This window comes from Polyangium sp. 6x1 (assembly GCF_029946515.1).
Taxonomy (GTDB): Bacteria; Myxococcota_A; Polyangia; order Polyangiales; family Polyangiaceae; genus Polyangium.
This window is the reverse complement of record NZ_JARZHH010000003.1, coordinates 44,795-57,494: the sequence shown is the minus strand read 5'-3', so window position 1 is coordinate 57,494 and position 12,700 is coordinate 44,795. Positions and strand designations below refer to the sequence as shown.

General features: G+C 68.9%; 12 protein-coding genes. 7 read left to right on the top strand and 5 right to left on the bottom strand.

Going from position 1 to position 12,700, the window contains the following annotated elements:
* Positions 1-49: 49 nt before the first annotated feature.
* From QHF85_RS05220 to QHF85_RS05200, 5 genes are all read left to right on the top strand, one after another.
* Positions 50-1,306: an STAS domain-containing protein gene (locus QHF85_RS05220; RefSeq protein WP_281325936.1), complete on the top strand. Its 1,257-nt coding sequence runs from the start codon at positions 50-52 to the stop codon at positions 1,304-1,306.
* Positions 1,294-1,881, top strand: coding sequence for a nucleoside triphosphate pyrophosphatase (locus QHF85_RS05215; protein WP_281325935.1), 588 nt, complete (start codon positions 1,294-1,296; stop codon positions 1,879-1,881). The genes QHF85_RS05220 and QHF85_RS05215 overlap by 13 nt, the downstream gene beginning before the upstream one ends.
* 12 nt (positions 1,882-1,893) lie before the next feature.
* Positions 1,894-3,192 carry an aspartate aminotransferase family protein gene (locus QHF85_RS05210; protein ID WP_281325934.1) on the top strand — a complete coding sequence of 433 codons (1,299 nt, stop codon included), beginning with the start codon at positions 1,894-1,896 and terminating at the stop codon, positions 3,190-3,192.
* Between the two features lie 71 nt (positions 3,193-3,263).
* Positions 3,264-5,366 carry a hypothetical protein gene (locus tag QHF85_RS05205; RefSeq protein ID WP_281325933.1) on the top strand — a complete coding sequence of 701 codons (2,103 nt, stop codon included), beginning with the start codon at positions 3,264-3,266 and terminating at the stop codon, positions 5,364-5,366.
* 197 nt (positions 5,367-5,563) lie between these two features.
* A complete protein-coding gene (locus QHF85_RS05200; protein ID WP_281325932.1) occupies positions 5,564-5,932 on the top strand; it encodes a mannan-binding lectin in 369 nt (122 codons plus the stop codon).
* On the opposite strand, the gene QHF85_RS05195 is transcribed toward QHF85_RS05200, so the two are convergent.
* The 4 genes from QHF85_RS05195 to QHF85_RS05180 form a co-directional block, all read right to left on the bottom strand.
* Positions 5,929-7,554 (bottom strand): ABC-F family ATP-binding cassette domain-containing protein, encoded by a 1,626-nt coding sequence (locus QHF85_RS05195; RefSeq protein WP_281325931.1) that lies wholly within the window; start codon positions 7,552-7,554, stop codon positions 5,929-5,931. The genes QHF85_RS05200 and QHF85_RS05195 overlap by 4 nt on opposite strands.
* 87 nt (positions 7,555-7,641) lie before the next feature.
* On the bottom strand, positions 7,642-8,064 hold the full coding sequence (locus tag QHF85_RS05190; RefSeq protein ID WP_281325930.1) for a hypothetical protein: 423 nt from the start codon (positions 8,062-8,064) through the stop codon (positions 7,642-7,644).
* A gap of 15 nt (positions 8,065-8,079) precedes the next feature.
* A complete protein-coding gene (locus QHF85_RS05185) occupies positions 8,080-8,739 on the bottom strand; it encodes a hypothetical protein (protein ID WP_281325929.1) in 660 nt (219 codons plus the stop codon).
* A 108-nt stretch (positions 8,740-8,847) separates the two neighbouring features.
* Positions 8,848-9,927, bottom strand: a complete 1,080-nt coding sequence (locus tag QHF85_RS05180; protein ID WP_281325928.1) for an alpha/beta fold hydrolase — start codon at positions 9,925-9,927, stop codon at positions 8,848-8,850.
* Between the two features lie 189 nt (positions 9,928-10,116).
* Between QHF85_RS05180 and QHF85_RS05175 the strand changes: the two genes are divergently transcribed.
* Positions 10,117-11,259 (top strand): alpha/beta fold hydrolase, encoded by a 1,143-nt coding sequence (locus tag QHF85_RS05175; RefSeq protein WP_281325927.1) that lies wholly within the window; start codon positions 10,117-10,119, stop codon positions 11,257-11,259.
* Entirely contained in the window at positions 11,256-11,687 is a 432-nt protein-coding gene (locus QHF85_RS05170; RefSeq protein WP_281325926.1) for a VOC family protein, read from the top strand. Before QHF85_RS05175 ends, QHF85_RS05170 begins: the two co-directional genes overlap by 4 nt.
* 10 nt (positions 11,688-11,697) lie before the next feature.
* Here the strand turns inward: QHF85_RS05170 and QHF85_RS05165 are convergent, their stop codons facing one another.
* Positions 11,698-12,660 (bottom strand): alpha/beta fold hydrolase, encoded by a 963-nt coding sequence (locus QHF85_RS05165; protein WP_281325925.1) that lies wholly within the window; start codon positions 12,658-12,660, stop codon positions 11,698-11,700.
* Between the last annotated feature and the right edge of the window lie 40 nt (positions 12,661-12,700).

Sequence of the window (12,700 nt, the reverse complement as noted above, 5' to 3'; positions counted from 1 at the left end):
GATCTCGCGTCCTCGGCGCGTGCACGATTTTCGCTTGTCCCACGCGCGTATGAGCGCCGAGAACCAACGACCCTCGGAAGAACACCCCCTCGCTGTCTTCCACGCCGCGTTGCTCGCGCAAAAGGACGTCCTGGTCGATCGCGCGATCGAGCGGGCGAGGCCTTTCCTCCCCTTCCTCGACGAGCTGCCCAGGGAGGCCCTCGTGGAGTCGATCGGCAAGGACGCCCTCGCGTATGCGCACGCGCTCATCGCCCCCGATTTCTCCGACCTCCGCACCCGTGCACGAAGCTGGTGCGAGAGCCAAGTCACCCTGGACAGGGGCAGCGCGCTCGTGCTCCAGACCGTCGAGGAGATCCGGAAAGATTACCTGGACCTCACGTTCGACGCGTTCGCCCGCGGCGTTCCCGGAGCCCGCGAAGGCGCGCTCAAGTTGATAGATGCGTTCGGCGCGGTGCACGCGGAGATCGACGCGTGTTTCCACGGCGCGGAGGTGCAGGAAATCGCGGGCGACCGGCTCTTCCGGAAGTTCGTCGATGCCTCGCCCGATCCGGTGGCGCTCACGCTACGCGACGAGGCCGTGCTGTACGCGAACACGGCCTTCAAGGAGGCGTTCGGCGAGAACAACCCGGGCAGGAGGCTCGCCTCGCTCGTCGAGGACGACCAGAGAGAGGCGCTCGCGAGGCTGCACGAGGCGGTGGATCGGACCGGGCGTGGGCGCGGCGAGATCCGCCTGCGGCGCGTGAACGGGGGCGTGTATAACGCGGACGTGACGGCGTTCGACGCGCGCGTCACGGGCGATCGGGTCGCCGCGCGCTTCATGTTGCTCCGCGACAAGGGCCCGCTCGTCGCCGCGGAGGAGGCGCGCATGCAGCTCCAGGAGGAGATCATCGCCTCGCAGGCCGCGGCGATCCGCGCGCTCTCCACGCCGCTTTTGCCGATCGCCCCGGGCGTCCTCCTGATGCCGCTCGTGGGTGCCCTGAACGAATCGCGCGCCGAGCAGATGCTCGAGGCCTTGCTCGAAGGCGTCTCGCGGCGGGGCGCGCGCGTGGCGATCGTCGACATCACGGGCGTCAGCGACGTCGACTCGCACGTGGCGCACGGCATCCTGCGGGCCGCCCGCGCGGCGGCGCTGCTCGGCGCGCGGGTGTTCCTGACGGGCATCCGCGGCCCCGTCGCGCAGACGCTCCTCGCGCTCGACGTGAAATTCGGCGAGCTCGTCACGTGCAGCACGCTCCAGGACGGGGTCGCTCGCGCGCTTCGCGGAGCCCAGGCGGAGGGGTATGCTCCGCGGCGATGGACCGGCTGATCCTCGCATCCACGTCTCGCTTCCGCCGCGCGCTGCTCGACCGCCTCGGCCTCCCCTACGAGGCCCGCGCGCCCCACTTCGACGAAATCCCGCCCGAGGGCATGGCGCCTCGGGACGTGGCCCGCGCGTTCGCCGAGGGCAAGGCAAAGAGCCTCGCGGGCGCGCCGGGGACGTGGGTCATCGGCGCCGATCAGGTGCCCGAATACGACGGCCACATCCTGCGAAAAACCGAGAGCCAGGACGATTGCCGAGCGCAGCTCGCGGAGCTTTCCGGACGCACGCACATGCTGCACACGGCCGTGGTGCTCTGGTCGGCCGAAGGGGGCCGCATGCTCGGCGAGACGGTCACGGTGGAGCTCGTGATGCGGAAGCTCTCGCCGGCCCTGATCGATCGATACGTCACGCTCGACGATCCGGTGGGCAGTGCGGGCGGGTATCTCTTCGAAAAACGGGGCATCGGCCTCTTCGAATCCGTGCGCGGCGGGGACGAGTCGGCCATCGTGGGGCTCTCCTTGCTCTCGCTCTGCCGCCTGCTCCGCGAAGCCGGGATCGAGCCGCTCGATCTCGCGAGGTGACAAATGGCATTGATGGATCACGCAGACATCCTCCGCAGAGGCGTCGAGGATTTCAAACAATTCGTCAATCCGCTCGTCGCTGCGCGGGTGGCCATGACCGGCGAGCCTTATCGAATTGCCGGAACACGGGAAGGAAAACTCGTCTGTGAGGACGGGCGGCTCATCGAGGATCTGCACGGCACGCAATCGCTCGGGCACCGCGTCGCGGCCGTGGCGGACGCCGTGCGGGATTGGCTCGCGACCGACGCGCCGTCCTGGTATCCGTCGCGGGTCAATCCCTATGCGGGGCGGCTCGGGCGTGCGCTCTTCGAGCGCACGGGCTACGACAACGCCTTTTTTGGCATGTCGGGCAGCGACGCGGTCGAGGCGGCGATGAAGCTTGCGCGCGCCGCCACCGGGCGCCCGCGCGTGCTCTCGCTGCTCGGCGCGTACCACGGCACCACGATGGGGAGCTGCGCGCTCATGAACCCGGGGATGTTCCGCGATCCCTTCGCGCCCCACCTCCCCGGCGTCTCGCCCGTCCCGCGCGAGGACGTGGACGCGCTCGCGCGCGCGCTCGAACCCGGGGACGTCGCCGCGATCATCGTGGAGCCGATCCAGCTCGAAGGGGGCGTGTATCCTTTGTCCGACCGATACATCACGTCCCTCTGCGAGCTCACCGAGAAGCACGGGACCTTGCTCGTGGCGGACGAGGTGCAGACGGGCCTCGGCCGGCTCGGTCGATTCCTCGGGACCTCGACCTGGCCGCGCCGCCCGGACGTGATCGTGCTGGCGAAGGCGCTCGGCGGCGGCCTCTTGCCGTGCTCGGCGATGCTGACGCGACGACAAACCTTTTTGCGCGCCTATGGCAAGGACATGGCCACGGCGGAGGCGCACAACGTCACGTTCGGCGGCAATGCGATGTCGTGCGTCGCGGCGCTCGCGATGCTCGACCTGCTCACGCCCGAGGTCCTCTCCGTGGCCAAGGCGCGCGGCGACCATTTCCAGGCGGCGCTCGGGCGCGCGCTCGCGGGCTCGCCGCTCGTCGTGGAAAAGCGCGGCGCGGGGCTCATCGCGGGCGTCGAGCTCCGCTCCTCGGACCACCCGTGGCTCTCGTTCGAGCATTTCGGCATGGACGAGCTCGAGGGGCATTCGCCGATCGGCCTGCTCGTCTGCCACCGCATGTACAAGCGCGGCTATTATTGCTTCGTGTGCGGGCACCAATGGAGCACGCTCCGGCTCCAGCCGCGGCTCGATATCGAGGAGCACGAGCTCGACGCGTTCGTGACCGCGCTGCGGGAGGAGATCGACGCGATCGCGGAGCTCGTGTAACGGAAAAGGAAGCCGAAACGGAAACGGCGGCGCCGGCGCCCTCCTTGCATTCTTCCTCCGTGGGAGAGCCCATGCGCACGCCGCCTACGCCGAGCCTTCCACGATTTCACAGATTCCGCATCCTGACCTGCGTGCTCTTGGCGCTCGCCGCCTGCACGAACCGCGGCTATGCAGATCACGGCATGGACGTCGCGCCGTCACCGCGCGCCGCGATCTCCCCTGCCCCCGAGCTTCTGCGCTTCGACATCATGTCAGGATCCATCGCGAATCACTTTTATCGCCGCGGCCCGGTCGCGGCGCACCTCCTCACGACCTCCGGCCCCGTTCCCCGCCTCCTCGTCGCGTTTCCCGCGGGGAATGCCGGCATCGTCCTCGGCTTTGCGCCCCTCGCGCAGCCCGCTGCTTTCGACCTCGCGCCTCTCACCACGCCGGGCGGCGTCGAAGAGCCCGATGGAATGCGCGGCGTCACGGCGCATCTCATCGCCCATGCGCCCTCGCTCCGCGTCCACCACGCGATGCTCGCCGGAATTCGGTTCCTGCGCGACGAGATGGGTGGAGGCCTCGGCCCTGGGGCGCCCTCGCTCGCGCACGAGATCGATCCCGGCCCGCCCCTCGCCCTGCGCCGCATCATGCTGGACGGCCGACGCATCGAGCTCCGCATCGAGCCCCAAGAAGGCACCACCCTCACGCTCGACAAAAACGAAATCGTCCTTCGGGCGGGCCCCGACGGCGACGTTCATTTCCTCGTCACGGCCCTCCAGGACGAGCCGCCGCTCGCGCCGTTTCCCGTCGAGGATCTCGTCAATACACACGCGGCAAGCGATCTGCAGGCGCGCCGGGCCCTCTCCTTCCTCACGTACCGAGAAAAACTCCTCGCCGGCTCCTGGCGCTTCTTGACCTATTTCGGGCGCGACACGCTGCTCGCGCTGTACATGCTCCGGCCCGCCCTGGAGCCCCCTGCCATCGAGGCGGGGCTCGGCTCGGTGCTCGATCGGCTCGCCCCGGACGGCGACGTCGCGCACGAGGAGGCCATCGGCGAGTATGCGGTTTGGCTCAACGAAATGGCGATCCCGCGGCCCGCGGATCTGCGCGCGCCCGTCCTCGATGACAAGATGATCGATGACGACTTCCTCCTCGCCCCCATGGCCGCGGCCTATCTCCTCGACATGCCCGCGGGCAGCGCGCGTGCCGAAGCCTTCCTCGCCCGCAAAACTCCTTCCGGCGTGCTCTATCGCGACGCGCTCCGGAAAAACCTCGCGCTGGTGCTCTCGCGCGCGGCCCCCTTCGCGGCCCACCCGGGCCCGGAGACGCTCGTCGCGCTGAAGCCGGGCCTTGCCGTGGGAAACTGGCGGGATTCGAATCAGGGGCTCGGCGGCGGGCATTTCCCGTTCGACGTCAACGTGGCCCTCGTCCCGGCCGCATTGCGCGCCGCCGCGCGCCTCTACGCGAGCGACCTTCTCGGCCCGGACCCCGCCGCAGCCGGCGAAGCGCGGGCCCTCGCCGATGCGTGGAAGGGGGTCGAGCGCTTTTTCAGGGTGGAGATCCCCGCTGCGACGGCGCGCGCGCGCGTGAGCGAATACGCCGCCTCGGTGGACCTCGACGGCGCGCCTGCGGTCGCATCGATCGACGCGCCGATCCGCTTCTTCGCCCTCGCGCTCGACGCCGCGGGCAAACCGATCCCGGTGATGCATTCGGACACGGCGTTCGCCTTGCTCTTCGACGAGCCGTCGCCCGAATTCCTCACCCTCGTGGCCGGCGAGCTCTTGCGCCCATTCCCGGCCGGGCTTCGCACGGACGTCGGCATGCTGGTGGCGAATCCTGCATATGCCGGCGATCCTGCTCTCGCCGCGATGTTCACCCGCGCCGATTACCACGGGACCGTGGTCTGGTCGTGGCAACAAGCCGCGATGGCCGCGGGCCTCTCCCGGCAGCTCGCGCGCAAGGATCTCCCGGCCGCCACGCGCGAAGCGCTCCTCCTCGCCGAGCGTGCATTATGGGAGGGCATCGAGGCCGCCCACGCGCGGCGCGCCGAGGAGCTGTGGAGCTGGGAGCCTGTGGGCGGCAAAGCCGCGCTCATCCCATTTGGCCAGGCGCGCGGCCATGTGGACGAATCGAACGCGCTCCAGCTCTGGAGTACGGTTTACCTGGCGCTCCGGCCGCCGCCCAGGCCTTGACATCCGGCCGGACGCGGCCCGGTTCACCATTACGTCCCGACCCCTCGTAGGGATGGCCCCACGCGAATCATTGACGCCATGTCGGCCAGCACAAGGTGGGTTGTGGAGCCGTGCGCCGATCGATTCCGCGCGGATGGACGACGACGGCGGTTTCAACACAAAGAGCCAAAAGCTCTCGCGAAGAGGAGTCGTCAATCATGAAAAAGCAGCTCGTGATCAGTCTTTTTGCAATCGCCGGCGGGCTTTTGTTCCTCCGTGACGCCATGGCGTTCGATGTCAACGCGGGTCCCATCTGGAACAACGCCGACGCGCAGAACAAGTGCCCGGCCGTCTGTAGCGGCCTGCAATGGAACGGGCAATGGACGACCACCGTGTGGGGCCAGATGTCGGTCTGCGGCACGGACAAGGGGGTCGACGTGCCGGTCGGGCCGATCTGGAGCAACGACGACGCGAAGACGAAATGTCCGAGCCAGCTCGGCCGCGTGACCTGGAGCGGTCAGTGGACGACCACCGTGTGGGGCCAGATGTCGGTCTGCGGGTGCAACCCGCCGCCGCCGGCGAGCTAGCGCCGCAGCCCCGGCGCCTCGTGCCCGCTCGTGGCCACGTATTCGAGGTAGCCGCCGCCGTACTTGTGCACGCCCTCCGGCGTCAATTCGAGCACGCGGTTCGACAGCTTCGCGAGGAAATGGCGGTCGTGGGAGACGAACAGCATCGTCCCCTCGAAATTCGACAGCGCCTCCACCAGCATCTCCTTCGTGGCGATGTCGAGGTGGTTCGTCGGCTCGTCGAGGATAAGGAAATTCGGCGGATCGTAGAGCATCCGCGCCAGCACGAGCCGCGCCTTCTCCCCGCCGGAGAGCACGCGGACGGGTTTGTCCACGTCGTCGCCCGAGAAGCCGAAGCAGCCCGCCAGCGTGCGCAGCGTGCCGAGCGAGGCATCGGGGAACGAATGGATGAGCGTGCCGACCACCGTGAGCTCCGGGTCGAGCACGTCCATCGCGTGCTGCGCGAAATACCCGAGCTTCACGCTCGCCCCGATCGCCGCGCCGCCCGCGTCGGGCGCGAGCTCGCCGGCGATCATCTTGAGCAGCGTCGATTTGCCCGCGCCGTTCACGCCCATCACGCACCAGCGCTCGCGTCGGCGGACCAGGAAATCGAGCCCCTCGTAGATCGTGCGGCTCCCGTAGCGCTTCACCACGCCGTCGAGCTTCGCGACGTCCTCGCCCGACCGCGGCGGCGCCCGGAAATCGAACATCTGCGGCCGCTTGCTCTTCTTCGGCGGCTCGAGCTTGTCGATCTTGTCGAGCTTCTTCACCCGGCTCTGGACCTGCGCCGCCTTCGCCGCGTGGGTCTTGAACCGCTCGATGAAGCGCATCTCCTTCGCGAGCATCGCCTGCTGCCGCTCGTATTGCGCCTCGGCCTGCTCCGCGGCGATCGCGCGCTGCCGCTCGTAGAAATCGTAATTGCCCGTGAACGTGGTGAGCTCGCCGCCGTCGATCTCCAGGATCTTCGTGCAGATCCGGTTCATGAACGCCCGATCGTGGGCGGTGATCACGAGCGCGCCCTCGTAGGCCTTGAGGAAGCCTTCGAGCCAGATGATCGACTCGATGTCGAGGTGGTTCGTCGGCTCGTCGAGCAGGAGCACGTCGGGCCGAAGCAGGAGGATCCGGGCGAGCGCCACGCGCATCTTCCAGCCGCCGGAGAGCGTGCCGACGTCGCGATCCATGAGCTCGTTCGAGAAGCCGAGGCCGGCGAGGATCTCGCGCGCCCGCGCGTCGAGCGCATACCCGTCGAGCTCGCTCCATTTCGCCTGGGCCTGCCCGTATCGTTCGAGCAGCTCCTCCATCTCGTCGGCGCGGTCCGGATCGGCGAGCGCCCCTTCGAGCTCGGCGAGCTCGGCCGCGATCTCGGAGACGGGGCCGACGCCGTCCATCGTCTCGGCGACGATGCTCTTGCCCTTCATCTCGCCGACGTCTTGCCGGAAATACCCCACCGTGACGCCGCGATCGATGGCGATTTGCCCCTCGTCCGGCGCCTCCTCGCGGGTGATCAAGCGGAAGAGCGTGGTCTTGCCCGAACCGTTCGGGCCGACGAGGCCGATCTTCTCGCCGCGGTTGACGGCGGCCGAGGCCTCGACGAAGAGGATCTGCTTGCCATGGCGCTTGCCGATGGAGTCGAGCCGGATCATGCGGGGCGCCTACTTAGCGGACGGAAGGTCCTAACGCATCCGAAAAAAACACGCCGTCCTGCGGAGGATGGAGGAGCGGCGCAAGGCTCACGCGCGCTGGGGCGAGCTCGGCTTCCAGGAGCGCCTGCATTCGTCGAGGTAGGCGCGCGCGTCCGCCATTGTCCTGAAGAACCGCAGCGTCGTCGCGCCGCCCGTGAGCAGCGTCGTGGCGCGCGCGAGCAGCTCGATCACGACCTGGAGGGAGAAAGGCGCGCCGACGACCGCCACCACGTGCGGCGGCAACGGCTTCGGCCGGCCGATCCCTTCTCCCTTCGCCACGCGCGCCATGCCCGCGGCGCCCCGGACATCGGCGAGCACGAAGATACGGCCGAGCGCGAGGAGCCGCGCATCGTGCACGCGATACATCGCGGCCATCTCCCCCGGCTCGACGTCGCCGTGAAACTCCATCAAGAGCAGGTCCTCCTGCTCGAAACGAAGCACGTGCTTGCCGATGTGATGCTCCTCGCTCATCGATGCAATGGGCGATCAGGGCATCGGGCAGCGCGGATCCCCGTTCTGGACCATCTGGATCTCGTCGTCCGTGAGGGGCAGCGGATCGCAGCCGTGGCCCTTCTCGCAGACGAAATCAAACTCGGGCAGGGCCTTTTTGTGGCAATCGAGGCAATTGCCGCCGAACTGGTTCACGACGTCCGTGGAGCCGCGCTGCACGATCTTCGTGCCCATCTCCGAGACTTCCAGGAAGAAAAACTCCCAGTCGTTCGACTCCGCGGCGAACCCCGGCGCGCGCTTGACCATCGCCTCGAAGGGGACGAGCTGGATCACGGTCCCCACGGGGTAATCGGTGGTGCCGGGGGCATTGGCCGCGGCGAGCGTCGCGTCGATGTTGCCGAGCTTGTTCGTGATGCGGAAGGAGCGGACCTTCTGCCAATCGAGGATGCAATCGAAATCGGCCTCGGTCATGACGAGGTCCGCGCTACCTCCGCCCGCGCCGCCACTGCCGCCCGCGCCGCCGCTGCCGCCCGCGCCGCCGCTGCCGCCAGTGGCGCCGCTGCCGCCGCTGCCGCCCGCACCCGCATTGCCCCCCGCGCCTCCGCCGCCGGTATTTTCGTCGCCGCACGCAGAGGCGGCCGCGCAGACGAGGACCAATCCGAGGATCGAAGCAAAACCGAGGCGGGAATGGATCATGTAGAAGCTCCTCCGTAGGGCACACGCGAGCACCGCGTCGCCCGGATTCGCGTCTTCTACAGGTTTTCCCGCCCTACCACAACGACAATCCTCGCGCGGCGAGGCCGCTCAGTTGGTCTTCGGCGCGCGGCGCTTGTCACGGAGCCAAGCGAGGCCTGCGTCGAACACGACATCGTGCCCGCCCTCGAAGAGCACCAGCGTCGCGCTACCGGACGTGCGCGTGAGGTACGACGGTGCGCCGGCGCGCTCGTAGATATCGTCGGAGGAAGCCTTCGATACACGTCGCGTCGCCGTGGGGGCGAGGAGCTTCGCGAGTACGTCGTCCCCCACGCGATCGGCCGGATCCGCGAGGTCGTTGAAGGCGGAGATCGAATGCCGCGGGGGGACGATGTCGTCGCGGATGCCCGTGGCCACGTAGACCGGCACGCCCGCCTGCTTCGCCCGCGAAAGAAGCGCGCTCGGGCTGCGGCGGGAGCACTCGTGGAATGCGCGCGTGTCCGGGCGCGGCGCGCCGCCGCACACGCCCTCGATGAAGCGAGCGTAATGCCGCCTGGGAAAACCTTTTCGGTTGTACGTGTACCAATCGGGGATGTCGTACACCGGCGCCCACGAGACGACGCCCGCCCAGAGGTCCGGGTGCCGGCCCGCCATCGCGAGCGCAGTCATTCCGCCGCCGGAGAAGCCCGCGAGATAGATGCGCGTCTCGTCGACGTGGCCGCGCTGCTTCGCGTAGGCGATGGCGTCGAGGATGTCTTGCGCGACGAGGTCGGAGGCCGCGGCCTGGGGCCTCAGGTACGGGCCGCGAAAATCGGGGTGCACGAAGACCCAGTCGTTCTGCGCGGCGAACATGGCATACGGGATCCCAATGTTCTGCCGCCAGTCGGTGCTCCAGCTATGCAAGACCACGAGGAGCGGGCGTTTTCCAGGCGCGCCCGAGTCGAGGAACATCGCGCGCTGCTCCGCGCCGTCGGTCGAGGATTTGAGCGTGATGGCCTCGACGCCGGGCACACGCTCTTTCCAGGCCCCGAGGCCCGAGGCGCCCTCGCCGCCTGGAAATCGGGAGGCGAGCGTGAACACGGGCTCCACGCGCTTCGCGCCGTCGGCGCGCGCCGGCCCCTCCGCGAGCGAAAAGAGCGCCACGAGCGCCACGATGGCAAGGAACCGAACACGATTCTGGATGCAATTCATGCGGTCGTCTCTCGGAGCGCGGGTATAGCGGCTCCACCCAGCCGGGGCCATGCATCCCCCACGAATTGCGAGCGTCGTGCCTGTCCGCCCGTGCACGGACCTAGGGCGGAAAGAGGCACGACGATTGCGTTCCCCACCGGCGCGGGACGAACGTATCCAGGCGCGAAAGCGCCGCGCTGGGAGGGTGCAATGCCGAGCCCCATCGTTTCCATGCTGGTGCTCTTCGCGGGGATCCTCCTCTCCGGATGTCGGGAAACACCCACCGCGCACGCGGAGACCCACGCACCGCTGCCCACGTCCGCGCCTCGACTGCGGCCAGCGCCCGCGGCAGGCGAGCGCGCGCGAGAGCCGCTTTCATTGATTCCGGAGTTTCCACGCGCGGCCGGCGGCCCGTTCCCGTTCGGCGCGCAGGATCTCTCGGTATGGCGGGCGCGCGTCCCGCGGATCGAGGAGGTCGAGATCTCCTCGTCCCTCGACGGGAGCAAGCAGCGCGCGCTGTTTTACGATCCGGGCCTGTCCGAGCCGCGTCCGCTGCTCGTGGCGCTCCATAGCTGGAGCGAGAATTACCTGCAAAACATCGGCATCCCCTACGGCATCTTCGCGGAGCGGAATGGCTGGCTGCTCATCCACCCCGATCACCGTGGCCCCTACCGGTCCCCCACGTCGACGGCCTCCGAGCTCGCGCAGAGGGACGTGCTCGACGCCGTCGAATACGCGAAGCGGCGCGCCCGCGTGGATCCGACGCGGATCTATCTCGTCGGTTATTCCGGCAGCGCGATGACGTCGCTCGTGCTCGCAGGTCGGCACCCGGAGGTCTGGGCCGGCGTCGTGTCCTGGGTGCCCATTTACGACCTCGTGGACTGGTACGGCTGGCTGCGCTCGAACCTGCCCGATCGCCATTACGCGCAGGACGTCGCCGCGGCTTGCGGCGGCGCGCCCCGGCCGGGTACGCCCGCGGAGCAGGAATGCCGCCGGCGCAGCCCGCGCTCCCACCTCGAAGCCGCGCGCGGGCGCGTGAACGTCTATCTCGGCGTGGGGATCTGGGACCAGCTCGTCCCCCCGGAGCACGCCCTGCGCGCATTCAATGAGCTCGCGGCGCCCGCGGATCGGGTCCCGGAGGAGGCCATCGCGCGCATCCAGAAGACACGCAGCATCCCGGAGACCCTCGGCGCCCCGGAGGTGCGCCCGCTCTACGAGGCCGCGAAGGCGAAGGTGGTCTTCGAACGCACGAGCGAACGCGCGACCGTCGTGGTGTTCCTCGGCGGACACGACGTGATCTACAACGCGGGGCTCTCGTGGCTTGGAAACCAGCGACGACCTGTGCTTCCATGAGCGTCGACAAACCCATGGCCACCCTGCTCGTCAACATCGACGTCGACGACCTCGACCGCGCGATACGCTTTTATACGGACACCTTCGACCTCCGCATCGGCCGCCGCTTCGGCCGCGCCGGCGTGGAGCTTCTGGGCGCGAATGCCGCGATCTACCTGCTCGTGAAGCAGGCGGAGAGCGCTCCCTTTCCCGGGTCGACCTCGCCGCGGTCGTATGGCCGCCACTGGACGCCGGTCCACCTCGATTTCGTGGTGGAGGACCTCGAAGGCGCGCTCGCGAAGGCAGAAGCCGCGGGCGCATTGCGGGAGGGAGACGTCGCCGCGCATGCCTGGGGCCGGATCGTCATGCTCGCCGATCCGTTCGGGCACGGGCTCTGCCTGATTCAGTTCTCCGAAAAGGGATACGACGCGATCGCGACGAGCTCCTGAAGGAGCGGCGTCACTCGACCTCGGCGAGCCGCGCCCCCGCGAGCCTGCGCCAGAGCGAGGGGCGCGCGTCCTCGGGCGCGCGGGGAGGACGAGCGCCGGGGCGCACCCGCGGCGAGCGCTGCGGTCCGTCGAGGAACCGGAAGAGCTCGGACAGCATCTCCGGCACGGCCTCGCGGTGCGGGTAATGGCCGACGTTCGGGAAACGCCGCACGACGGCGCCGTCGAGGTAATGGTGCACGGTCTCCGCGTGTTTCACCGGAATGACCGGATCCCGATCGCCCCAGTACACCGCGAGCGGCGGCAGCTCGCGCAGCCGATGCGCGTGATCGAGCAGGTGCTCGCGTTGCCCGCGCAGATCGACGGCATTTCGCAGCGTCCGGAAGAGGGCGCGCGCCGTGCCCGGACGCCCATTCACCTCGACGAGGTGCTTGCGCTCCGCTTCGTCGAAATTGCCGCCGAGCACGCGCAGGCCCGCGCTCGTGCCGAGGCCCATGAGCACCGGCGCCGCGAGATCGAGCATTTCCATGGACGCGGCGAGGCGCAGCGGTGCTGCGACCTCGAGGCCGAGCCCGCCGGCGGCGACGAGCGCCAGGCGATGCACGCGCCCCGGCTGTTCGAGCAGCACGTGCATCGCGATGCCGCCGCCGAGGGAATGGCCGACGAGGTCGAAGTCCGAGAGCCCGAGCGATCGAATCCATTCGACGACGAGGCTCGCGTACCACGAGACGTCATACGAGGCGTCGTATCGGCTCGACTGCCCGTGTCCCGGCAGATCGAGGGCATAAAGCCGCCGATCCCGCGCGAGGGCCGGGGCGATTTTGTTCCAGGTCCGGCAGGTATCCGTGAGGCCGTGCACGAGAACGACAGGCCTCTGGCGCTCGTAGGCGAGCCCTCCATGCGGAGCCCACTCCTCCCAGAACACGTTGCCCCCCCGGAACGAACGGCGATGGCTGCGGCAAGCGGCGGACGTCATGGGCGAAGTCGAAAGATAAAGCCACGGGCGTCTTGCTGTC